Genomic DNA, 23,111 nt, shown 5'->3' with positions numbered 1-23,111 from the left:
AAGTGCTGCCAGATTTTTTGAGAGAAGAAGATAACGCTAAAGTCAAAGTTGCAAAAGAAGGATATGTTGAAAAGAGTCTTTCTGGTTACTTGAAAGTTTCTCAGTGGTTTTTCAAAAGAAACAAAAGTTTATTTACAAGGATTAACGAATGGGCAAAACTTTTGTTTTTAATATGGTTTAGTTTACTTGTGAGTATCTCTGATAGTATATTGTTTTTAGCAGTTGCTTTTACTTTTGTATTGGTAGTTGCAGCAATATCAAAAGCTGATATCAAAGCATTGATTGTTTCATCTTGGGCGTTTGTGCCGCTTGTTACATTTATAATAAGCATTCCTTATATGCTGATAACAAAAAATATTATGCCAGCTATTTTGCAGGTTTTAAAGACAGGTATCATTATAATGACAGGTGAGGTTGTAATATATAACTCAAGAATTGACAGGCTTTTGAAGCCTTTTTCTTTTTTTGGAGGTCTGAAGGAATTCATATGGCTTGTTGAGCTCACGATAAGGAATATCTTTGTGCTTTTGCACACAATTACAGATATTTTGTTCGCAAAGAAGATACGGACGGTGGGTGTATCAAGGAATAGATTAGATTTTGTAAAATCTATGATAAAGGCCATTGCTCAAAAGACTATATATATTTCAGAGGTTACTTATTTCTCTATGAAAACGCGCGGCTTTTCATCCGGAAATATTAAATTTGTGTATAGATTTGATGCTACTTTGTCAGAACTTTTTGTAGTATTTTCATTGATTATTATGAGCATTTTGGAGAGGATTTTAAGATGAGCGCAGTCTTCAGGGGAAAAGATATAACATACAGGGTAAACAACAAAACCATTCTTGATAGTGCAAGTTTTGAGATTGAGAAAGGAAAGGCTTATGCGCTTGTAGGTTGCAACGGGAGTGGAAAAACTACACTAATGAAAATACTTTCTGGAATCATACTTGATTTTGAAGGAGAGCTTTACTTTTATGATAAAAAAGTTGATAAAACTTCTTTTGATGAGCTTTTCAAAAACGGATTTTACAAAAAGGTAGGTTATATGTTTCAGGAGACAGAACTTCAGCTTTTTAATCTTACTGTGTTTGATGAGATTGCTTTTGGTCCAAGGCAGTTTATGAATGATGAAAGCAAAATCCAAAAAAGAGTTTTGGAGGTAGCAAAGTTTATAGGTATTGATAATTTACTTGAAAGTGATATACTTACATTGAGCGGTGGGGAGAAAAAAAGAGTAGCGCTTGCTTCAATACTTGCAAATAACCCGGAGGTTTTAATACTTGATGAGCCAACAAACGACCTTGACCCCAAAAGCATAAGGTTTTTTGCAAGGATTTTAAAACAGCTCAAAGATGTTGGAAAAACTCTAATTGTTTCTACGCACCACTTTGACTTGCTTTTTCGCTTGGCTGACTATACAATTTTGCTTTCACCAGACCACAGAATACTGAAGATTGGCACTACAAAAGAGATTTTAGAGGATAAAAATCTTTTGATTGAAGCTGAGGTCATAGATGAAGAATTTGAGGTTTGAGATGTTAGGGCTACTAAAACAAAAATTTTTAAAGGAAGTGAGCAGACCATATGAGGATTAGTAGACTTGATGATGTGGAAAAATTCAAAATCGAAGATGGAAGATTATTTTTTTCTGCCCAACATGAAGAGATTAAAATGGGTTTGACTACAGATATATACTTCATAAAAACACTTGAGGTTTTGAAGTACCTTAAAAGAGAGGATGCCTATGTTAAAGCTGAAATTTTTGCAAGAAGAGATGGGATTTTTTGTGGACTTCCAGAAGTTTTAAATCTTTTAAAAGATGTTAATTGCAAGGTGTATTCTCTTGAAGAGGGGGAAAATTTTTCTGCAAAAGAGGTTGTAATGAGAATTGAAGGAAGATATGTAGACTTTGGAATTTATGAGACACCTATTCTTGGTATACTTGCAAGTTCATCAGCATGGGCAACTGCTGCGCATGAGTGCAAGCTGGCAGCAGGTAACAAGCCAATTTTGTGCTTTGGTGCGCGACACATTCATCCTTCAGTTGCGCCAGTAATGGAAAGGGCGGCGAAAGTGGGTGGAGCAGATGGTGTAAGCTGCATATTGGCAGCAAAAATATTGGGAGTTTCGGCATCTGGCACAATTCCTCATGCTGCAATACTGATTGCAGGCTCAACAGAGGAGGTTGCCATTGCGTACGATAAGGTAATACCTGAAGATTCACCACGTATCATTCTTGTTGATACTTTCAAGGACGAAGCTCAAGAAGCTTTAGATGTTGCAAAAGTGCTAAAAGAAAAGTTGTATGGCATAAGACTTGACACGCCAAGTGAAAGAGGCGGAGTTACACCTGAGCTTGTCTATGAGGTAAGAAAGAGGCTTGATTTAGAAGGATTTGAGCATGTCAAAATTTTTGTGTCCGGCGGACTTGACCCTGAAAAAATAAAAATACTTTCAGAAGCGGGAGCAGATGCTTTTGGTGTTGGAAGCTATATTTCTTCAGCACCTCCAATTGACATGACGATGGATATAAAAGAGGTGGATGGCAAACCTGTTGCAAAAAGGGGAAGAATTCCTGGTGTGACAGAAAATAAGAGACTAAAGAGAGTGAAGTGATTTCTGGGTATGCCAAATTCAAAGTGATATAGATTGGGAATTCTCACAGGTTGAATTGATTGAAAAATAATTTAGTAATTGGTAAAATAGATAACAAAGAATAATTAATGAAAAATTTGTTGTGTCAATAAAGTTTAATCGGAGGGGTTGATTTGGCTGGTGACAAAATAACCTTAAGACAGCTTGAAAACCATCTTTTCAAGGCAGCTGATATACTCAGAGGTAAGATGGATGCCTCTGAGTATAAAGAATATATTTTTGGTATGCTTTTTCTAAAATATACTTCGGATGTTTTTGAAGAAAAAAGACAGGAGTTAAAAGATAGATTTTAAGCTATGGGATTTTCTGAAAAACAAATATATGAACTATTAGAAGATCCAAGCTCTTATGGTGATGCCTTTTTTGTCCCTGAAAAGGCAAGATGGGAAAATATTTTGAAATTAAAAGAAGATGTTGGAAATCAGCTAAATAAAGCTCTGAGCGTTTTAGAGGAAGCAAATCCAGAGCTTGATGGAGTTTTGAAACACATAGATTTTAACGCAGTAAAGGGAAAAACCCGACTCAAAGATCAGCAACTTATTGACCTTATTAACCATTTCAACAAGTATAAACTAACACCTTCAAACTTTGAATTTCCTGATCTACTTGGTGCTGCTTATGAGTATTTGCTAAAGGAATTTGCCGATTCAGCTGGTAAAAAAGGAGGAGAATTTTATACACCATCACATGTTAAAAAATTGATGGTAAGGTTAGTTAAGCCCCGTAAGGGCATGTCAATTTACGACCCAACTGTGGGCTCTGGTGGTTTCTTGATTGAGGCATTCCACTACGTTGAAGAACAAGGACAAAACCCAAGAAACTTAGCACTTTATGGTCAAGAACTTAACGGATTGACATGGTCTATATGCAAAATGAATATGATTCTGCACAGCATTAATGATGCGCACATAGAAAATGAAGATGTGTTGACAACCCCCATGTTTTTGGAAAATGGATACATAAAAAGGTTTGACAGAATATTAGCCAATCCACCTTTTTCAGAAAACTATACCCGCGCAAATATGCAATTTGAAGAAAGATTTAAATATGGCTTTACTCCTGAGAATGGGAAAAAGGCAGACCTTATGTTTTTGCAGCACATGATTGCAAGCCTGAAAGATGACGGAGTAATGGCAACAGTTATGCCCCATGGAGTTTTGTTCAGAGGTGGGCAGGAAAAGGTTATAAGGGAAGGAATTGTAAGAGATGATCTAATTGAGGCAATAATAGGACTGCCGCCGAAGCTTTTCTACAACACTGGAATACCAGCTTGTATTATTGTGATTAATAAAAACAAGCCAGAACATTTAAAAAATAAGATCTTGTTTATTAACGCTGATAGAGAGTATGGAGAAGGTAGAAATCAGAATTTCTTAAGACCAGAGGACATAGAAAAAATAGTTACAGTGTTCGATGAAAAGAAAGAGATACCTAAATACTCCAGGTTGGTTGATATAAAGGAGATAGAAGAAAACGATTTTAATCTGAATATTAGGCGTTATGTGGACAATTCTCCAGATCCTGAAATCGAAGATGTTCGTGCACATCTTTTTGGTAGTGTACCGAAGAAAGAAGTATTGCTGTATGAAAAACAGTTGAGGAAATTTAACTTGAGCTATGATATTTTGCTGGCAGAGAAGAGTGAAAATTATTTGGAGTTTAAAAAAGACATTACTGACAGAAATCAAATTAGGGAACTGATTGATAATTGCACTGAAGTGAAAGCTACAATAGAAAAACACAGAGAAAAACTTTTGGAGTGGTGGCAGCTTGTAAGGACTGAAATTGAACAGTTTTTTGGCAGAAATAATCTTTGGAAGTTTAGAAATGAAGCTTTGGAAAAATTTAAAGATAGCTTATTGCCAATTGGAACATTTGATGAGTTCAAAATAGCGGGCATATTTGCAAATTGGTGGGAAGAGCTTGTTTATGATTTCAAAAGTATAGTTTCTGCGGGTTGGAACAAGAATTTGGTTGAAAGAGAAAGAATTAAAGAAAAATATTTTAAAGAAGATATAGAAAAAATTGAAGATGTTGAAAGCAGGCTTGCCGAAATTGAAGCAGATTTAAGTGAGCTTTTAGAAGAAGTTGAAGATTGGGATGAAGAGCAGCAGGGAGATAAAACTGCAAGCAAGGTCAAAGAGTTTCTGAAGGACTTGGTTAAAGATTTAAAATCAAAAGACAGCGAGGCTGCGAGAAGAGAAGCAAAAAAATGGGAAGATTTGTTAGAAAATATTGCTCAAAAAGAAAAGGAAATTAAAAAGGTGAGAAGTGAGATAAGCAGAAAGCAAAAGGAAATTGAAAATAAGATAGATGAAAAGATTGAATCTATTACCGAAGAAGAAGCAAAAGAGCTATTGCTCGAAAAGTTCTTTGAATTAATTAGCAATCAACTTGAAAAGTACTTAAATGCAGAGAAAAAAGAACTGATAAAGATTTTTGAAAAGCTTTGGGATAAATATCATGTGTCTCTTGAACATCTTTTAAAGGAACGAGAGCGGGAGGTCAGTAGGTTAAATAAATTTTTGGAGGAACTTGGATACTATGAGAGAGTCTAAACAAGTGGAATTTAAAGCACAGTGGAACGACGAGCATCTTAAAACAATCTGTGCATTTGCTAATTCAGAAGGTGGAATAATATACATAGGTGTAGATGACAAAGGCAATCCTATTGGAATAACCAATATGGATAAACTTCTTGAAGACATACCAAATAAAATTTTAAGCAAACTTGGAGTTATTGCAGATGTTGATGTTGAAATGGTAAAAGGGCAGGAGGTAATAAAAATAAAGGTGGAAAAGTCAGAAGTGCCAATCTCATATGATGGCAAGTTTTACATTCGGACAGGTTCGACCATTCAGCAACTTAGCGGAAATGAACTTGTGAGATTTATGTTAAAAAAACAGCGAATTTCGTGGGATTCATTACCTTCTGAGGCAGGCGTTGACGAAGTAGACATCGAAACAATAGAAAGGTTTAAGAGGATGGCAAAAAAGAGATTGCCCGAAATATCCGAAGAAGATTCCATCGAAAAGATTCTCAAAAACCTTGAACTTGTAAAAGAGGATAAACTTACAAATGCAGGATTACTGCTTTTTGGCAAAAAACCTCAAAAGTATATCCACGGTGCAGGTGCCCGTGTTGGAAGATTTAAAACTCCAACCATCATACTTGATACCATTGATGTTAGTGGAAATCTTTTCAAACAGCTTGATGGATTAATGGAAGCTATTAAAAAACATTTGAATGTTCGATTTGAAATAAAAGGGATAGAAAGAGAAGATATATGGGATTATCCTCTTGAAGCTATAAGAGAGGCAGTAATAAATGCATTAATTCATAGGGATTATTTAAGCCTTGCGGACATTCAAATAAAGATTTATGATAATAAAATTTGGTTTTTCAATCCGGGTAAGCTTCCAGAAGAAATAACAATTGAGATGCTAAAACAAGATCATGGATCAATACCACGCAACAGGCATATTGCTTATGTATTTTTCCTCGCTGGATTGATTGAAAAATGGGGAAGCGGTACAAAAAGAATGGTTGAACTTTGCAGGGAAGCAGGACTGCCAGAACCTGAGTTTAAAGAAGAAGGCGGTTTTGTGGTCGAATTTTATAAAGACATATACACAGAAGAGTATTTAGCCAAGCTTGGGTTAAATGAAAGGCAGATAAAGGCAGTTATGTATGTAAAGGGGAAAGGGAAAATTACCAACAGAGAATATCGGGAACTGACAGGGCTTTCTGATGAGGGTACAAGAAAGGATATAAACGTTTTAGTTGAAAAAGGATTGCTGTTGCCTGTTGGGAAAGGAAGGAATACTCATTACATTCTTAAATAAGTTGGCGATTTGTTGGAATTTAGTTGGCGATTGTGGCGATTGTATAATGCTTATGTAGAAAAAATGTTTAATGAAAATGCAAAACCATATTGAGGAGTGGCACTAATGCTTAAACAACAGGAAGAATTAAGAATGGATAAAACAAAATGTATTCCTAAAAATTGGGGTGTTGCAAAGTTAGGAGAAATATGTGAAATAACTATGGGACAATCTCCACCAAGTGAATCATACAATATGGAAGGAAAGGGAATGCCTTTTTTGCAAGGCAAACAAGAATTTGGAAGCAATCATCCTGTAAATGTTAAGTATACCACAAAACCTTTAAAGATAGCTTTTGAGAATTCTATATTGATTTCAGTCAGGGCCCCAGTAGGTGATGTTAATATTGCTGATAAGACTTACTGCATCGGGAGAGGATTAGCTTCATTAAGGGCAAAAAAGGAATTATAGCTCTTTTCTTATATTATCTAATGGCTTTCCAAAAATCTGATGTTGAAGCAATAGGGGAGGGTTCAACTTTTCAAGCAATTACTAAATCTCAGATTTTCAATTTTAAAGTTCTTCTTCCACCTCTCCCCGAACAACGCAAAATCGCTGAAATACTTGAGACAATTGATAATGCAATTGAAAAAACTGACGCCATTATAGAAAAGTACAAACGCATAAAGCAAGGTTTGATGCAAGATTTGCTTACTAAGGGAGTGGTAAGTGAGGGTGAAGGTGAGAGTGAGAGGTGGAGGTTGAGAGATGAGAATATTGATAAATTCAAGGATTCACCGCTTGGTAGGATTCCTGAAGAGTGGGAAGTAGTGAGGCTGGAAGAAGTAGTTGAAATTAATCCTGAGACATTGAATTTAAAGAATAAAGATATGACGATTAACTATATAGATATTGAAAGTATAGAGGATTATAAAGTTAAAAATTATAAGACATTTAAAGTGTCTGAAGCTCCAAGCAGAGCTCAAAGAATTGTAAAAGAAAAAGATGTGTTAGTCTCTACCGTTAGACCCAATTTAAAAAGTTTTGCAATAATCACTAAGGATAAAAATAATTTTATATGTTCTACAGGATTTGCTGTTTTGAGATCAAAAAATAATTTATCTTCAGAATATCTATTTTATTATACCCAATTTGACTATTATTTTTTAAATCAAGTTTTACCTATAATTGTTGGTTCTAACTATCCTGCTATAAATTCATATGAGCTAAAAACATTTTTTATACCCCTTCCCCCCATCCCCGAACAACAACGCATAGCTTCAATTTTATCTCAAATAGATGAAGTCATAGAGAAAGAGCAAGCCTATAAGGAAAAACTTGAAAGAATCAAAAAAGGCTTAATGGAAGATTTGCTAACAGGCAAAGTCAGGGTAAACCACCTTATTGAGGAGGAAGAAAAATGAACAATGATATACAAGTAATTTTACAAGAACGAAAAAATTATTTAGTGGAAAAGTTCGGAGTAATTGAAATTGCTATCTTTGGCTCCTATGCAAGAGGCGAACAAAGAAAAGATAGTGATGTAGATATAATTGTTGATTTTAAAGAGGGTTACAAAACATTCGATAATTATATGAATTTGAAATTCTACCTTGAAGAACTTTTTGGTAAAAAGGTTGACCTTGTGATTAAATCAGCTATAAATCCACGTCTAAAGCCTTTCATAATGGAGGAAGCAGTATATGTCTAAAAAGCGTATACTAAAAGTATAATTATTGAAGACATCATTGAAAAATGGAAGTATTGAGAGTTTACACAGGATAGAAAAATACTATAATTTTACAGAAAATAAACAGGTTTTAATGCTGTTTTAAAAGACAATTGAAGATATTTTGGGGTGACTTTTATGCTAGACATAAAAATTGAAAAAATCATACGCTCAAATAGAAAAACCATAGCTTTGCAAATGACAGAAAATAGCACACTCATAGTCAAAGCTCCGATCAATGTGGATGAAAAAACAATATGGGATGTTATTCAAAAACATAGAAAGTGGATTGACAAGAGAAAGAAAGAGATAGAAGCAAGAGATTCCAAAACCTTGCCAAAAGAATTTGTCAGCGGAGAGGGATTTTTATACCTTGGCAGGTATTATAAACTGCACATAGTTGAAAACCAATATGTCCCGCTCAAATTCGAAAATGGGTTTTATCTCTCAAGAAGTGCTTTGCCAGAAGCAAAGAATGTATTCATAGATTGGTATAAAAAAGCTGCCTATGAGAAGATTCTTGAGAGAGTAAACTGGTGGGCTCAAAAAAGAGGTTTTAAATACAACAAAGTAAATATAACAAATGCACAGAGAAGATGGGGTTCTTGTTCTGTAAAAGGTAACTTAAACTTTTCTTGGAGACTTATTATGGCACCGCTGTCTGTAATAGACTATGTAGTTGTTCATGAGCTTGTCCATCTTGAAGAGAAAAATCATGGAAAAAATTTTTGGACAAAGGTAAAACTTCTCATGCCTGATTACAAAAAATATGAAGATTGGTTGAAGAAAAACGGGTATTTACTTAATATATAAAGAATTACCGATTGAAAGCTATAAAATAACCACTTTGGGTAATTATGATAAAAAATAGAGGGTTGTCAGTTAACTCATATTTTCTGGCAACCCTATTACTACTTTCCTATGAAAAACTTAAAGAAGTTTAGTCAGCATAACATAGTCCTATTAATGCATCTCGCGCATCCATATTATTATCAACAAGAAAAGAGAAATCTTTTAAAAGAAGCCATCCTTCTTTGCCAGTAGATGTTTCAATCAAGCACCATTTTTTATTATCACAGCCAACTATATTTATGATTTGTCCTTGCTTAAGAGTGAAACACTTACTTTTTTCGCTTCTTGTGGTGTGAAGTTTAATATCTTTTTTTACAAAAACGTAGAAGTTTGTTTTATAAATATCTTGAGGAATTATTTCAAGTTTATGATTTTTCAAAATATATTTTTCATTGAAATACCATGTTTGAAGAAGTTTTGCACGAATCAATCCTTCGACAATACCGTTACCATAAACATGAAGTCCAATATTATAAATTCCCCCTACACTTCCTATTTCAATGATTTTATTATTGTAAAATTGATAAAAAATTGATGTGTAATCATTACTTGGACCCTCGTCAAAAATAACAATTTCTTTGTAATTATCAGATTTATAAATATCAACAATTGCAAACTTTTTTTGTAGATTTGTATACAGTTCGTTTGTTATTGATTGATTATTTACTTGCAGAGTAAAACCTTTATTAGAAGGTTTATAAATGATAGATTCATTTATACCGTCATTGTTAAGATCATAATGTACTTCTTTATTCGCTGGGAAGAAGAGTATTTTATCTTTGTAGTTTTTCTCAATGAATAATTTGCTTTTATAATAGTATTTTTCAAAGTATGAAATTAGAATAACGTTGTATTTTTCTATGCTATTGAGTTCATCAAAAGACACTTTTTTGATAGGTTTGTACCACTTTTTAGATAAAAAATAATTTCTTAACTCTCTGTTTTCAAAAATATGACCATGTCTTGCAAAAATTTCGTTTCGCGCAATATACAATTTGTTATATACCTCGGGATTAAAGAAAACGTCTTCGGATAGTTTTTTAATATAGCTTTGGGGAAAAACAAAATCATCATTTGCAATTGATTTAATTGGCCAGCTTAGCAGAAAAATAAAAATTAATAATAAAGCAAAAGAGTGTTTTTTAAACATATTATACCTCCTTTCAGCAACGTCATCATAGATATCCAAAATACATCATTGTTGTAAAGTATTTATTAATAAATATATACTACTCACGTAGCAAAGTCAATATATAACAAAAGAATACTGCAAATAATACAATTATAAATAACCTTCACTTAATAATAAAGATTTTACAACGTCTTTTGTAATCAATCTGCCTATAAAGTTTCAATCATGCTATCTTAAATTAGGGAATATCAAAGGAAAGGAGAAAAGATTTTTATAAAGATTTTTCAGAAAAGACTAAAAAAGAATTAGTGGTGCGCCCGAGAGGACTCGAACCTCCGGCACATGGTTTAGGAAACCATTGCTCTATCCTGCTGAGCTACGGGCGCACAACGTTTTTGCAAACAATATAATACAACATTTTGAGGCTATTGTAAAGATCCTTGAGACAAAAATCAAAGCAGCTTGAGAAAAAGGCGCAAAAAATATTTACAACCTCTGAAAATACTGATAAGATAAAATGTATACAGTTTATTAATTTCTAAGATTGGAAATTACAATTACAAGGGAGAGGCGAGTGTAATGCTTGATTTAAAATATATAAGGTCAAATCCAGAAAAGGTACAAGAAGGACTTTCTAAGAGGAACAAAGACATTTCAATTGCGCCCATTTTAGAGCTTGATGAAAGAAGAAGAAAGCTTTTGGCTGAGGTTGAAAGCCTGAAAGCTCTGCAGAATCAAAAATCTAAAGAGGTTCCAAAGCTCAAAAAGGAAGGGAAAGATGTTACAGACCTTATGAATGAGCTAAAAGAGCTATCTGATAAAATTAAAGAGTTAGATAGCAAGGTCAAAGAGGTTGAAGATGAGATAGAAAAGATTTTGCTTACAATCCCAAACATTCCTCATGAGTCTGTACCGGTTGGCAAAGATGATACAGAAAATGTTGAAGTAAGGCGCTGGGGTGAGGTAAGAGAACCTGACTTCGAAATAAAGCCACATTGGGAAATTGGTGTAAATCTTGGAATCTTGGATTTTGAAAGAGCCTCAAAAGTGTCAGGAAGCCGTTTTACATTTTACAGAGGACTTGGTGCAAGGTTAGAAAGAGCTTTAATCAACTTCATGCTTGACCTTCACATTGAAAAGCATGGCTATACTGAGCTATTCCCACCTTTTCTGGTTGCCAGAAAATCTATGATTGGCACAGGGCAGCTTCCAAAATTTGAAGAGGATGCATTTAAGACAACAGATGATTACTTTTTGATACCAACAGCAGAGGTGCCTGTTACAAACTACCACAGAGAAGAGATACTCAAAGAAGAAGATTTGCCAATAAAATATGTTGCCTACTCAGCATGTTTTAGGGCAGAAGCTGGTGCTGCTGGCAAAGACACAAGAGGGCTTATTCGTCAGCATCAGTTTAACAAGGTTGAGCTTGTGAAGTTTGCAAAGCCAGAAGATTCTTATGATGAACTTGAAAAACTCACAGCTGATGCAGAGGATGTTTTAAAGGAATTAGGACTTCCTTACAGGGTTGTTCTTCTTTGTTCGGGTGATTTAGGATTTTCTTCTGCAAAGACATACGACATTGAAGTCTGGATGCCAAGCTATGGAAGATATGTTGAGATTTCTTCTTGTTCAAACTTTGAAAGCTATCAGGCACGAAGAGCAAACATCAGATTCAGAAGGAAAGACGGAAAACTTGACTATGTTCATACGCTAAACGGCTCAGGCCTTGCTGTGGGAAGAACCTTAGCAGCAATACTTGAAAACTTCCAGCAGAAAGATGGAACAGTAGTTGTTCCAGAGGTTTTGAGAAGGTATATGGGTACAGATGTAATAAAGTAAAAATTAGGAAAGAACAAAGGTAGCAGCAGGACATCATTTAAAGATTGCTGCTACCTTTTTTGTGCACCCAATTATGAATGGTTTTTATGATATTGTCTCTGTATACAACACCCAAGACAAACAAAATAGTAGCTGCAGCAGAAACTACAATTGCCATTGTGTAGTTTTTCTCTTCAAGGCTGCTTCCAATGTATGATGAAAAAAATATTCCTGGCAGTCTTGCAATGGCAACAATCGCAAAAAATCTTAGCGGTTTTATTGGCGAAAGTCCAACAATGTATGTCAGAATGTCTTTTGGAAATCCTGGTATCAAAAAGAGCAAGAATATGGCTATTTCTCCTTTTGGAGAATTGATAAGTGAATAAAATTTTCTGAGCTTTTCCTCTGAGACAATTTTCCTCACAAGACTATATCCCAAAAACCTTGTTATATAAAATACACACACAGAGCCTATCATGATTCCAATTAATGAATATACTGTGCCAAACAGCGTACCATAAAGATATCCGCCAGAGATTTGTACAGCCTCACCAGGTATAACAGAAATAATAACCTGAAGAATTTGAATAAAGATAAAAATCAAGATACCAAGATGCTCAAAGGATAGAATCCAGTTTTTAAACTCTTTTGGTTTGGAAACAATATCTGCAAAAAAGTGCCTATATTTTATAGCTACTGCTGTTGCCAGTAAAATAAATCCTGCAATTGCAACGATATTTAAGACAATTGAAAGATTTTTCCTCTTCACTTTTGCCCTCCAATGTCACAATTAAGACGTTTTATAATTTAACGCTCACCATATTACTATAACCTACTGATGAATTTTTTGCAACCCCTAATCCAAATATATACAATTATGGTGTATTCAAAAATATGTTGATTTTTTAACATTCAAAATATATAATAAAAAGGTAAGTAGCCTTCTAGTGATGAGTTTATCTTTTTCGAATAAAGTTTTCAAATGTTTTTTAAGGGAGGTTTGAACATGGGCAAGATGATTGAGATAAGATGGCATGGTCGAGGTGGCCAGGGTGCAAAGACAGCTTCACTTCTTTTAGCTGAAGCTGCTTTCAACACAGGCAAATACGTTCAAGGTTTTCCTGAGTATGGGCCGGAGCGAATGGGTGCTCCTATCACAGCTTACAACAGAATAAGCGATGAAAAGATTACTATTCACAGCAACATTTATGAACCTGACTACGTAGTTGTTGTTGATGAGACATTAATCGGAAGTGTTGATGTAACAAAAGGGCTCAAAAAAGGTGGTGCAATAATTGTTAACACTTCAAAGTCTCCTGAAGAAGTCAAGAAGATGCTCGGAGATTTTGATGGAAAGGTTTACACAATTGACGCAAGAAAGATTTCAATGGAGTGTTTGGGCAAGTACTTCCCGAATATCCCTGTTCTTGGAGCGGTTATAAAGGTAACAGGCATTATTCCCGAAGAAGAAGCAATAAAGGACATGGAAGGGTCGCTTCATCACAAGTTTGCAACAAAGCCAGATGTGATTGAGGGTAATCTCAAAGCGTTTGTTAGAGGAATGCAGGAGGTGCAAGGATAATGAGAAAGATGAAAATAACAGAAGATGTTACATGGAAGGAAATAACACCGGCAGGTGTAATTATCGATCCAGGTAATGCAGAGGACTTTAAAACAGGCGACTGGAGAACAATGAGACCTGTTTGGCATGAAGATAAATGCAAGCAGTGCCTATTTTGCTTCTATGTATGTCCAGATTCATCTATAAAGGTTGAAAATGGAAAGATGGTTGGAGTTGATTATGACCACTGCAAAGGTTGCGGAGTTTGCACAGAGGTTTGTCCATTTAAAGCTTTTGATTTTGTAGAGGAGAAAAAATAAGAAAGAATTTTGAATTTGAGGAGGGGAAACTACAGATGGCTATTCGAGATAGACTTTCTGGTAACGAAGCAATAGCTTTTGCAATGAAACAAATAAATCCTGATGTTGTTGCCGCTTTTCCAATTACACCTTCAACTGAGGTACCACAATATTTTTCTCAATATGTTGCAAACGGTGAGGTAGACACTGAGTTTGTTGCTGTTGAGTCTGAGCACAGTGCAATGAGCGCATGTATTGGTGCGTCAGCAGCAGGTGCAAGAACTATGACAGCAACATCCTCACAAGGTCTTGCACTCATGTGGGAGATGCTCTATATTGCTGCGTCAATGAGACTTCCAATTGTTATGGCTGTTATAAACAGAGCTCTTTCTGGTCCTATTAATATTCACAACGACCATTCAGACTCAATGGGTGCAAGAGATAGTGGCTGGATTCAGATTTACTGCGAAAACAACCAGGAAGCTTACGACTCGTTGATTCAGGCAATAAGAATTGCTGAGCACAAGGATGTAAGACTTCCTGTGATGGTTTGCTATGACGGATTTATTACAAGCCATGCTGTTGAAAATATAGAACTTTTGGAAGATGAACTTGCAAAGAAGTTTGTAGGTGAATATAATCCAGAGTTTTATCTTTTGAACGAGCAAAACCCAATTTCAATGGGTCCGTTAGACTTGCCACCATACTACTTTGAGCACAAAAGGCAGCAGGCTGAAGCTATGAAAAACGCTAAAAAGGTAGTACTTGAGGTTGCAGAAGAGTTTGCTGCCTTGACAGGAAGAAAATATGGTCTTTACGAAAGCTACAAGCTTGACGATGCAGAGGTTGCAATAGTTGTAATGAACTCAACAGCAGGAACAGCTAAGGCTGTTGTTGACGAGTACAGAAGCAAAGGATACAAGGTAGGGCTTTTAAAGCCAAGGCTTTTCAGACCATTCCCTGTTGATGAGATTGTAGGGGCGCTCAAGCACTTAAAAGCAGTTGCTATAATGGACAAGTCAGATGGATTTAACGCAGCTGGCGGTCCACTTTTCACTGAGATTACAAGCGCTCTTTATGGAAGAGCAGATGGTATAAAGGCTATCAACTACATCTACGGTCTTGGTGGAAGAGATGTTAAGACAGATGATATCGCAAAAGTTTATGACAGGCTTCTTGACATTGTCAAGACAGGTAATATTGGAGAAATTTACAACTACATTGGTGTGAGAGAATAAGGAGGTGCAAATTAAAAATGGCATACAATATAAAAGAGCTTGCAGCAAGACCTGAAAGGTTTACAGGCGGGCACAGGATGTGTGCAGGGTGCGGTGCACCTGTTGCTGTAAGAGCAATACTACGCGCACTCAAACCAGAAGATAGGGCTGTTGTTGGTGTTGCAACAGGATGTTTGGAGGTTTCAAGCTGTATTTACCCATACACAGCATGGAAAGACTCGTTTATCCACAGTGCATTTGAAAACGCTGCTGCAACAGTTGCTGGTGCTGAGGCTGCATACAAGGTTTTGAAGAAGAAAGGAAAAGTTCAAGGTGAGTTTAAGTTCATTGCGTTTGGTGGTGACGGAGGAACATACGATATTGGTCTTCAGTCGCTTTCCGGTGCAATGGAAAGAGGTCACAACATGGTATATGTTTGCTATGACAATGGTGCTTATATGAACACAGGTATTCAGAGATCTTCTGCTACCCCACTTTATGCTGATACAACAACATCTCCACAAGGCAAGGTTTTACCAGGTAAGATGCAGCCAAGAAAAGATCTTACAGAGGTTATGGTTGCGCATGGTATACCATATGTTGCACAGACAGCTTTCATCACACCAAACTTAAAAGATTTGATTGAAAAGGCTGAAAAGGCACTTTACACGGATGGACCAGCATTTTTAAATGTTTTGGCTCCATGTCCAAGAGGTTGGAGATATGAGACATCAAAGCTCATTGAAATTTCAAAGCTTGCAGTTGATACATGTTTTTGGCCACTTTATGAAGTTGTAAATGGTCAGTACAGGCTCACTTACAAGCCAAAAGAAAAGCTTCCTGTTGTTGAGTTTTTAAAGACTCAAGGAAGGTTCAGACACCTTTTCAAGAAAGGAAATGAACACTTAATTGAGCAGATTCAGCAGGAAGTTGACAGAAGATGGGAAAGACTTTTAGAACTTTGTGGTGAAAAATAAGCGATATAATAATATAGCAAAAGTAAAAAGGCTCTCTGCCTGAAAAGTTTGAGATGAGGTTTAGGCGGGGAGCCTTTTTGATATGTTTGTCTTTTATACTTTCGCAATCAATGTTAAAATATATAAAAAGCAGGTTATGAGGTGAAAATGTGAAGGTTGCATATTTAGGTCCTATTGGTTCATATTCATATGAAGCTGCAAGAAAGTTTTTTGCAGACGAACAAGAGAAAAATCTTGTAGCACGCGACACAATAGATGATGTGTTTGAGACTGTTGAAGAGAATGAGGTTGAATTTGGAGTTGTTCCTGTTGAAAACTCCATTGAAGGAAGTGTCTCGACAACCCTTGATTATCTTTTAAAATCCCAAGTTTATATAATAAAAGAAATAGTTTTGAAAGTAGAACATTATCTTTGCACAAGAGAAGAGAAAGAACAAATTTTAACAATTGCTTCACATCCCCAGGCGTTTTCTCAGTGCCATGATTATTTAAGAAAGAATTTTAAAGAAGCAAAACTTATACAAGTTAGCAGCACGTCATATGCTGCAAGGATTTGTGCAGAAGGTGAAGTAGACGCTGCAATCTGTTCTTTATTTGCAGCACAGAAAAATAATCTTAAAATTTTGGCTGGTCCAATAAACCACGAGAATAATTACACAAGATTTTTTGTTATAAGTAAAAATCCTAACTTTGAAATGGGGGAGAAAAACAAGACATCAATTATCTTTTCCACCTATGACAAACCGGGAAGTCTTTACAAAATATTGGCTATTTTTAATCTTTATGATTTGAATTTGACAAAGATAGAGTCACGACCGGCAAAGACTAATCTTGGTGAGTATGTGTTTTTTGTTGATATAGAGGGATTTGTGGATGATGAAGATGTGAGTGATGCGCTGAAAGTGGTTCAACGAAAATCTACATTTTTTAAGCTTTTAGGGTCTTATTCTGTTGTTTGTCCAGATTCGGATAATAAAAATTATTGGATGGATGTGGATGGAGTATGAACAATAAACTGCTAAAAGAAGGGCTTATATCAATAGTTACTGGAGTTTTCCAGTTGGTTTTATTTTTATTTCAGTTTAATCCTATTTTTGCTTTGGTAGGTTTTCCTCTTTATGTTGTAGCAGTTAAGGAGAATTTTTCAAGAAGTATAGCTATATCGTATGTTATTTCTGCCTTAATAATTATGATTCTTGGAAAATCCCCAATTAATTTACTTTTTATTCTAATAACATTTATCTTGCCGGTGTGTGTATTTTTGATTTTACGCGTTTCAAAAACTACTGTTATGGATTTTGTAATATACATTGCTGGATTTTTGTTCTATCATGTCCTTTTTATAAAGGCTATAAAAATTCTTTACAAGATAGATATCGTAGAGCTTGTTCTTTCTATTTTAGAAGGCATTTTAAAAGGTTACTTTAACCCAGCTGGCGATGACAAACTGAATAAACTTGTGGAATTTTTGAAACTTTTTATGCCCGGATTTGTAATTGTTGAGGCTATCACATTTGCACTTTTTGGGTATTATATTACCAAATTTGTAGCAAACAAAGTTGGAATTCAAAAGGAATTTTTACCTTTTTCAAAGCTATTTATGCCCAAAGAAGTGACAGTTGGAGTTGTAGTATTCTTTATTCTTTCTTTATTTTTGACAAGCATCAATGTTTTTTATATTATTGTGAGCAACATGACAATGATTCTTACGTGGCTTTTATTTATTCAAGCACTTTCTTTGATGTATGCAGTCATAACTGAAAAAATTCGCTCACCGTTTATTAGAGGCTGGCTTTTTACAGTTTTGATTATATTCAGTATGCAATTTTTTGTTTTAATGATATTCATTGGTTTTTTAGACCTTATAGTTGATTTTAAAAAACGCAAACCAAAGAGGGTGGAATTGTGAAAGATAAAAAGTCTCACTTTAGATTTGATTTTTCCGTATCGCAAGCAGGTTTTATACTCTCTTTGCTTTTTGATTTTGTAATTCTATATTTTAATATCAAAATTGGTTTAATTTGTCTTACGCTAATTGTTCTACTTGCTATTTATAATGTTAGACTCAATAGGAAAAAGAACAAACAACTTTTAGAATATATAGAAACTCTCACTCTTAATATAGACACAGCTTCAAAAGACACACTTTTAAAGTTTCCATTTCCAATTCTTATATCTGAGTACAATGGTGATATAATATGGTATAATCATAAATTTCTTAACACAGTAAAGAACAAGAAATTAATAGGCAAGAATCTTAAAGATGAACTTCCTGATCTTTATTCAGCTGTTTTAGAAGGGAAAAGTAAAGTAGAAAAATTTGAGTATGATGGTAATTTCTTTGATGTTTTGATAACCATTGTTGAGGTAGAAGAAGGGAAGAATGAAAAGAGGTTTTTGAACCTGTTTTACTTTGTTGATATTACTGACTTTGTTCTTCTTCAAAAGAAATATGAAATACAGAATGTAGTTTTTGGCTATTTGACCATTGACAACTATGAAGATGTTTTAAATTCAGCACCTGAAGTATCTAAATCTTCTATTATTTCTGAGATAGAAAAGCGTATTAATGACTGGTTTTACAATCAAATAAGATCAGATGTGTTTTTAATGAAGTATGAACGAGACAAATACTTTTTTATATGCAATAATGAAGCCTTTTACAAGATGCAGGAAAGAAGATTTAATATTTTGGACCAGATAAAGGAAGTGAATCTGTACAATAAGATAATTCCTACCATAAGTTGTGGCATAGGGATAAGGCAAGATTCGATATTTCAGGCACAAAAGGATGCAAAAACGGCTCTTGACATGGCCCTGAGCCGTGGCGGTGACCAGTTTGTAATATTCTACGACGGCAAGTTTGAATTTTTTGGTGGTAAAACAAAAGAACATGAAAAACGCTCAAAAGTGCGTTCACGTGTCATGGCACAGACAATAAAAGAGATTGTTAAACATTCTGATAAGATATTTATTATTGGTCATCAGTACTTTGACCTTGACTGTTTGGGCGCAGCTGTGGGTTTGAGTAAGTTGTGCCTGAATTTAGGCAAGGAAGTGTACATTGTACTTAATTCCTACAATCCTACAATTAAAAGTTTTCTTCAGATGCTACTTGATGACCCTCAATACCAGAATATAATAATTGACCAGCAAAAAGCTTTGAAGATAAAAACAAAAACCTCACTTTTGTTTGTGGTAGACACTCAGAGAACAAGTTATATAGATATGCCACAGATGATTTTGGAGTTTGAAAAGATAATTGTAATTGACCATCATAGAAGACCTGCCGACTGGATAGAACAGGCTCTTATTTGCTATTCAGAAACATACGCTTCATCTGTATCTGAACTTGTTGCGGAGCTTTTGAGCTATGAAGGGATAAAGCTGAAAAAATTTGAGGCAGAAATACTTTTAGCGGGTATAATGATTGATACAAGAGGATTTACAAAAAATGTTGGTGTAAGGACTTTTGAGGTTGCAACGTACCTCAGAGAGAATGATGCTATGCCGGAAGCTATAAAAGAATATTTAAAGGAAGATTTAGAAAGTTATATTTTAAAAAGTCAACTTATTTCAAGCCTTGAGATTATTCATAACAATATCGCCCTTGTGGTTGATTATTCACAAGTGTGCCGGGATAATGTTATAATAGCAAAGGTGGCGGATGAACTTTTGAATATAAAAGGGATTGATGCTTCTTTTGTTGTGTGCAAAATAGAAAACAGTGTGCTAATTAGCGGTCGCTCGAATGGCAAGATAAACGTCCAGGTTATATTAGAAAAGATTGGTGGTGGAGGTCATTTAGAAACTGCAGGTGCAAGACTTGAAAATGTAACTATTAAAGAGGCAAAAGAGATTCTTTTAAAAGCTATACAAGAATATATTGATGAGAATAGAAACTTTTAATTTAAGCAAAAAGGAGTGGGTATTCTAACATGAAGGTTGTACTTTTGCAAGATGTGAAAGGGCTAGGGAAGAAAGATTCAATAGTTGAAGTAAACGATGGATATGCCAGAAATTATCTGATTCCACGAAAACTTGCAGTTCCTGCAACAGAAGGTTTAGAGAAACACTTAAAAAAGAAGAAAGAATCTGAACAGAAAAAGAAGGAAAAAGAGCTTGAGGCTGCAAGGAATTTAGCAAATAAGCTTGAAAAGAGTCAGATTATTATAAAAGCAAAAGCAGGTGAAAATGGAAAACTTTTTGGTTCTATAACAAACAAAGAGATTGCTGAAGAGATAAAAAAGCAGCTTGGGGTTGATATTGATAAGAAGAAAATAGAGCTTGATGACCCTATAAAGCTTATTGGAAGCTACGATGTTATTATAAGACTATATCAGGGAGTTGTGGCAAAGCTTAAAGTTCATGTGACAGCAAGCTGATTGTTATGAGGAAGTGAGAGAAAGATGGAGCCCGACATTGTTCAAAATCAGGAAAGAATCCCTGAAAGTCGCGAAGCAGAAGAAGCGGTTGTTGGTGCAATGCTTTTGAGCCGCGAGGTAATTTCTGATGTTGCAGAGATTTTGACAGAAGATGATTTTGCAACACCACAGCTAAAAGAAATTTTTGCTTCTATCATGGACCTTTTTGAAGAAGGCAAGCCTATAGATGTCATAACTGTGGCTGAAAGATTGAGAGAGAGAGGGACATTCGATGCAGTTGGAGGAAGTGAGTATCTGACAAACCTTGTGATAAATACCCCAACAACTGCAAATGCTACATATTATGCTAAGATTGTTGAAGAAAAGTCTCTTTTGCGAAAACTCATAAACTCTTCAATGAAGATTATTGAAAAGTGTAAGAGCCAGACAGAGAGAGTTGAAGACATAGTCGATTTTGCTGAAAAGACAATCTTCAATGTTATTTCTCACAAAAATTCAAAAGATTTTTCGCATTTGAAAGAGATTTTAATTGAAACATACAACAAGATAGAAGAACTATATCTCAGAAAATCGCATATAATAGGGGTTCCTACAGGATTTGCCGAATTTGACAAAATGACAGCAGGTCTTCAACCATCAGATCTGATTTTGATTGCAGCAAGACCTGCAATGGGCAAGACAAGCTTTGCGCTAAATATTGTCCAACACGCAGCACTGCGTGCTGGTGTTCCTGTTGCTATATTTTCGCTCGAGATGTCAAAAGAACAGCTTGTAACTCGTATGATTTGCTCAGAAGCAATGATAGACAGTCACAAACTTCGTACTGGTAACTTAGAAGATGAAGAGTGGAAAAAGTTTGCAAAAGCTTTGGCACTATTGTCAAACGCTCCAATTTATATTGACGATACACCTGCTATAACAGTTTCTGAAATGAGAGCAAAGTGTAGAAGGCTCAAGCTCAAAGAGAAAGGGCTTGGTCTTGTGATGGTTGATTATCTTCAGCTTATGACTGCTCGTGGCAGGTTTGAAAGCAAACAACAGGAGATTGCCGAGATTTCAAGGTCATTAAAGGCCTTGGCAAGAGAGCTAAATGTCCCAGTGCTTGCACTTTCACAGCTGTCCCGCGCACCTGAAACAAGGGCTGACCACAGACCGATTCTCTCTGACCTTCGTGAAAGTGGGGCAATCGAGCAGGATGCTGACATTGTTGCGTTTTTGTACAGGGATGAGTATTACAATCCTGACACCGATAAAAAACACATAGCAGAGCTTATAATTGCAAAGCACAGAAATGGACCTACTGGTACAATTGAACTTCTTTTCCTGGACAAACATACAAAGTTCAAAGATTTGGAGAAAAATAGATAAGTAAAATAACTATGAATCGAAAAAGGGTGTGATGCTATTGTCAATTATCAAAGATTATTCTTTGTGGGAAGATGGGCTCAAAAAAATTAATTGGGCAAGAAGGTTTATGCCTATTTTGAATCAAATAAAAAAAGAATACGAAAATAAAAAACCTCTTAAAGGCTTTAATATAGCAATTTCTGTTCATCTTGAGGCAAAGACAGCAAACCTTGCTCTGCTTTTGAAAGACTTAGGCAGTAATGTTTTTGTCACAGGATCGAATCCTTTATCTACTCAAGATGATGTTGCAAGCGCTCTTGTTCATGAGGGCATTGAAGTATTTGCGATAAGAGGTGTGGATACATCCGAATATTTTAATCATCTTGAGAAAACTCTTGAAAATGATATAGACCTTATAATTGACGATGGAGGAGATTTAACATATCTTCTTCACACAAAACGCGAAGATTTAGCAAGCAGAATAATTGGTGGATGTGAAGAGACAACAACAGGTGTAATAAGGATCAAAGCGCTTGAAAGGGAAGGCAAGCTCAAATTCCCAATGATTGCTGTCAATAATGCTTTTTGCAAACATCTTTTTGACAATCGAATTGGAACTGGTCAGTCTACTTGGGATGGGATAATGAGAACCACAAATATAACAGTTGCAGGCAAGTATGTTGTTGTTGCAGGATATGGTTTTTGTGGCAAGGGAATCGCAAAAAGAGCTAAAGGACTTGGTGCAAAAGTGATAGTTGTAGAGGTTGACCCGATCAAGGCTTTGGAAGCGTATATGGAGGGATTTGAGGTAATGAGGATGCAAGATGCTGCAAAGTTTGGTGATATATTTGTTACTGCGACAGGGTGCAGGGACGTAATAAGGTACGAACATATCTTGCATATGAAAGATGGAGCTATCTTGTGTAATAGCGGACATTTTAATGTTGAAATTGATATTGATACGCTTGAGAAAAAGGCAGTCAAGAAGTACGAAGCAAGAAAGAATATCCAGGGATATGTTCTTGAAAATGGCAATGAAGTTTTTGTAATAGCAGAGGGAAGGCTTGTCAACCTTGCCGCAGCAGATGGGCACCCAATTGAGATTATGGATATGTCATTTGCTATTCAAGCACTGTCGAGTATATATGTTGCAAAAAATCACAAGCAATTGGAAAAGAAAGTATATAATGTTCCAGAGGAGATTGACAAATTTGTTGCCAAAGTTAAATTAAGGTCTCTTGGGGTTGAAATAGACAAGCTCACACCTGAGCAGGAAAAATACCTTGAAAGTTGGGAAGTGTAAGT

19 protein-coding genes, 1 tRNA gene and 3 pseudogenes are annotated in these 23,111 nt (G+C 35.4%); 20 read left to right on the top strand and 3 right to left on the bottom strand.

The annotated features are described in order from the left end of the window. The first annotated feature begins 2 nt into the window (after window positions 1-2). The 9 genes and pseudogenes from CaldiYA01_RS08050 to CaldiYA01_RS08010 all read left to right on the top strand — a co-directional run bounded on the left by CaldiYA01_RS08050 (window position 3) and on the right by CaldiYA01_RS08010 (window position 9,028). Window positions 3-794 carry an energy-coupling factor transporter transmembrane component T family protein gene (locus tag CaldiYA01_RS08050; protein WP_207178549.1) on the top strand — a complete coding sequence of 264 codons (792 nt, stop codon included), beginning with the start codon at window positions 3-5 and terminating at the stop codon, window positions 792-794. After that, window positions 791-1,540: an energy-coupling factor ABC transporter ATP-binding protein gene (locus tag CaldiYA01_RS08045; protein WP_207178547.1), complete on the top strand. Its 750-nt coding sequence runs from the start codon at window positions 791-793 to the stop codon at window positions 1,538-1,540. The genes CaldiYA01_RS08050 and CaldiYA01_RS08045 overlap by 4 nt, the downstream gene beginning before the upstream one ends. 50 nt (window positions 1,541-1,590) lie before the next feature. Continuing rightward, complete coding sequence (locus CaldiYA01_RS08040; RefSeq protein WP_207178545.1) at window positions 1,591-2,622, top strand: nicotinate phosphoribosyltransferase; 1,032 nt, start codon at window positions 1,591-1,593, stop codon at window positions 2,620-2,622. Window positions 2,623-2,774: 152 nt separating this feature from the next. Beyond that, window positions 2,775-5,219, top strand: a pseudogene (locus CaldiYA01_RS08035) (type I restriction-modification system subunit M). After that, a complete protein-coding gene (locus CaldiYA01_RS08030; protein WP_207178543.1) occupies window positions 5,206-6,507 on the top strand; it encodes an AlbA family DNA-binding domain-containing protein in 1,302 nt (433 codons plus the stop codon). Before CaldiYA01_RS08035 ends, CaldiYA01_RS08030 begins: the two are co-directional and overlap by 14 nt. Window positions 6,508-6,612: 105 nt before the next feature. Next, window positions 6,613-7,082: pseudogene (locus CaldiYA01_RS08025) on the top strand (restriction endonuclease subunit S); the annotation flags it as partial. Further along, window positions 7,068-7,910, top strand: a pseudogene (locus CaldiYA01_RS08020) (restriction endonuclease subunit S); the annotation flags it as partial. The pseudogenes CaldiYA01_RS08025 and CaldiYA01_RS08020, both read left to right, overlap by 15 nt. Beyond that, entirely contained in the window at window positions 7,907-8,197 is a 291-nt protein-coding gene (locus CaldiYA01_RS08015) for a nucleotidyltransferase family protein (RefSeq protein ID WP_127351497.1), read from the top strand. The pseudogene CaldiYA01_RS08020 and the gene CaldiYA01_RS08015, both read left to right, overlap by 4 nt. A gap of 156 nt (window positions 8,198-8,353) precedes the next feature. Next, complete coding sequence (locus CaldiYA01_RS08010) at window positions 8,354-9,028, top strand: M48 family metallopeptidase (protein WP_207178537.1); 675 nt, start codon at window positions 8,354-8,356, stop codon at window positions 9,026-9,028. A gap of 127 nt (window positions 9,029-9,155) precedes the next feature. On the opposite strand, the gene CaldiYA01_RS08005 is transcribed toward CaldiYA01_RS08010, so the two are convergent. Beyond that, window positions 9,156-10,217: a YARHG domain-containing protein gene (locus tag CaldiYA01_RS08005; RefSeq protein ID WP_207178535.1), complete on the bottom strand. Its 1,062-nt coding sequence runs from the start codon at window positions 10,215-10,217 to the stop codon at window positions 9,156-9,158. 291 nt (window positions 10,218-10,508) lie between these two features. After that, window positions 10,509-10,585, bottom strand: a tRNA-Arg gene (locus CaldiYA01_RS08000). A gap of 193 nt (window positions 10,586-10,778) precedes the next feature. Between CaldiYA01_RS08000 and serS the strand changes: the two genes are divergently transcribed. After that, entirely contained in the window at window positions 10,779-12,041 is a 1,263-nt protein-coding gene (gene serS / locus CaldiYA01_RS07995) for a serine--tRNA ligase (protein WP_207178533.1), read from the top strand. 37 nt (window positions 12,042-12,078) lie between these two features. Here the strand turns inward: serS and CaldiYA01_RS07990 are convergent, their stop codons facing one another. Then, on the bottom strand, window positions 12,079-12,789 hold the full coding sequence (locus CaldiYA01_RS07990; RefSeq protein WP_207178531.1) for a TVP38/TMEM64 family protein: 711 nt from the start codon (window positions 12,787-12,789) through the stop codon (window positions 12,079-12,081). A 237-nt stretch (window positions 12,790-13,026) separates the two neighbouring features. On the opposite strand from CaldiYA01_RS07990, the gene CaldiYA01_RS07985 reads away from it, so the two are divergent. From CaldiYA01_RS07985 to CaldiYA01_RS07940, 10 genes are all read left to right on the top strand, one after another. After that, window positions 13,027-13,602 (top strand): 2-oxoacid:acceptor oxidoreductase family protein, encoded by a 576-nt coding sequence (locus CaldiYA01_RS07985; RefSeq protein WP_207178529.1) that lies wholly within the window; start codon window positions 13,027-13,029, stop codon window positions 13,600-13,602. Next, a complete protein-coding gene (locus tag CaldiYA01_RS07980) occupies window positions 13,602-13,901 on the top strand; it encodes a 4Fe-4S binding protein (RefSeq protein ID WP_013290123.1) in 300 nt (99 codons plus the stop codon). The genes CaldiYA01_RS07985 and CaldiYA01_RS07980 overlap by 1 nt, the downstream gene beginning before the upstream one ends. A 35-nt stretch (window positions 13,902-13,936) precedes the next feature. Further along, the gene (porA, locus tag CaldiYA01_RS07975) at window positions 13,937-15,118 is read left to right on the top strand and encodes a pyruvate ferredoxin oxidoreductase (RefSeq protein WP_207178527.1); all 1,182 of its coding nucleotides are present in this window, start codon (window positions 13,937-13,939) and stop codon (window positions 15,116-15,118) included. A gap of 17 nt (window positions 15,119-15,135) precedes the next feature. Then, the gene (locus tag CaldiYA01_RS07970; protein WP_207178525.1) at window positions 15,136-16,074 is read left to right on the top strand and encodes a thiamine pyrophosphate-dependent enzyme; all 939 of its coding nucleotides are present in this window, start codon (window positions 15,136-15,138) and stop codon (window positions 16,072-16,074) included. Window positions 16,075-16,223: 149 nt separating this feature from the next. Further along, a complete protein-coding gene (gene pheA / locus CaldiYA01_RS07965) occupies window positions 16,224-17,081 on the top strand; it encodes a prephenate dehydratase (RefSeq protein WP_207178523.1) in 858 nt (285 codons plus the stop codon). Continuing rightward, entirely contained in the window at window positions 17,078-17,983 is a 906-nt protein-coding gene (locus tag CaldiYA01_RS07960; protein WP_207178521.1) for a DUF2232 domain-containing protein, read from the top strand. Before pheA ends, CaldiYA01_RS07960 begins: the two co-directional genes overlap by 4 nt. Beyond that, entirely contained in the window at window positions 17,980-19,983 is a 2,004-nt protein-coding gene (locus CaldiYA01_RS07955; protein WP_207178519.1) for a DHH family phosphoesterase, read from the top strand. Before CaldiYA01_RS07960 ends, CaldiYA01_RS07955 begins: the two co-directional genes overlap by 4 nt. Window positions 19,984-20,012: 29 nt before the next feature. Next, window positions 20,013-20,459 carry a 50S ribosomal protein L9 gene (gene rplI / locus CaldiYA01_RS07950; RefSeq protein WP_207178517.1) on the top strand — a complete coding sequence of 149 codons (447 nt, stop codon included), beginning with the start codon at window positions 20,013-20,015 and terminating at the stop codon, window positions 20,457-20,459. A gap of 24 nt (window positions 20,460-20,483) precedes the next feature. Next, window positions 20,484-21,827: a replicative DNA helicase gene (gene dnaB / locus CaldiYA01_RS07945; protein WP_207178515.1), complete on the top strand. Its 1,344-nt coding sequence runs from the start codon at window positions 20,484-20,486 to the stop codon at window positions 21,825-21,827. 31 nt (window positions 21,828-21,858) lie between these two features. Then, window positions 21,859-23,109, top strand: a complete 1,251-nt coding sequence (locus CaldiYA01_RS07940) for an adenosylhomocysteinase (RefSeq protein WP_207178513.1) — start codon at window positions 21,859-21,861, stop codon at window positions 23,107-23,109. Window positions 23,110-23,111: the final 2 nt, after the last annotated feature.

Origin of the sequence: Caldicellulosiruptor diazotrophicus, assembly GCF_017347585.1 — a bacterium.
GTDB lineage: Bacteria > Bacillota > Thermoanaerobacteria > Caldicellulosiruptorales > Caldicellulosiruptoraceae > Caldicellulosiruptor > Caldicellulosiruptor diazotrophicus.
Note: the sequence above shows the minus strand (reverse complement) of the source record. Positions and strands in the feature narration are given on the sequence as shown.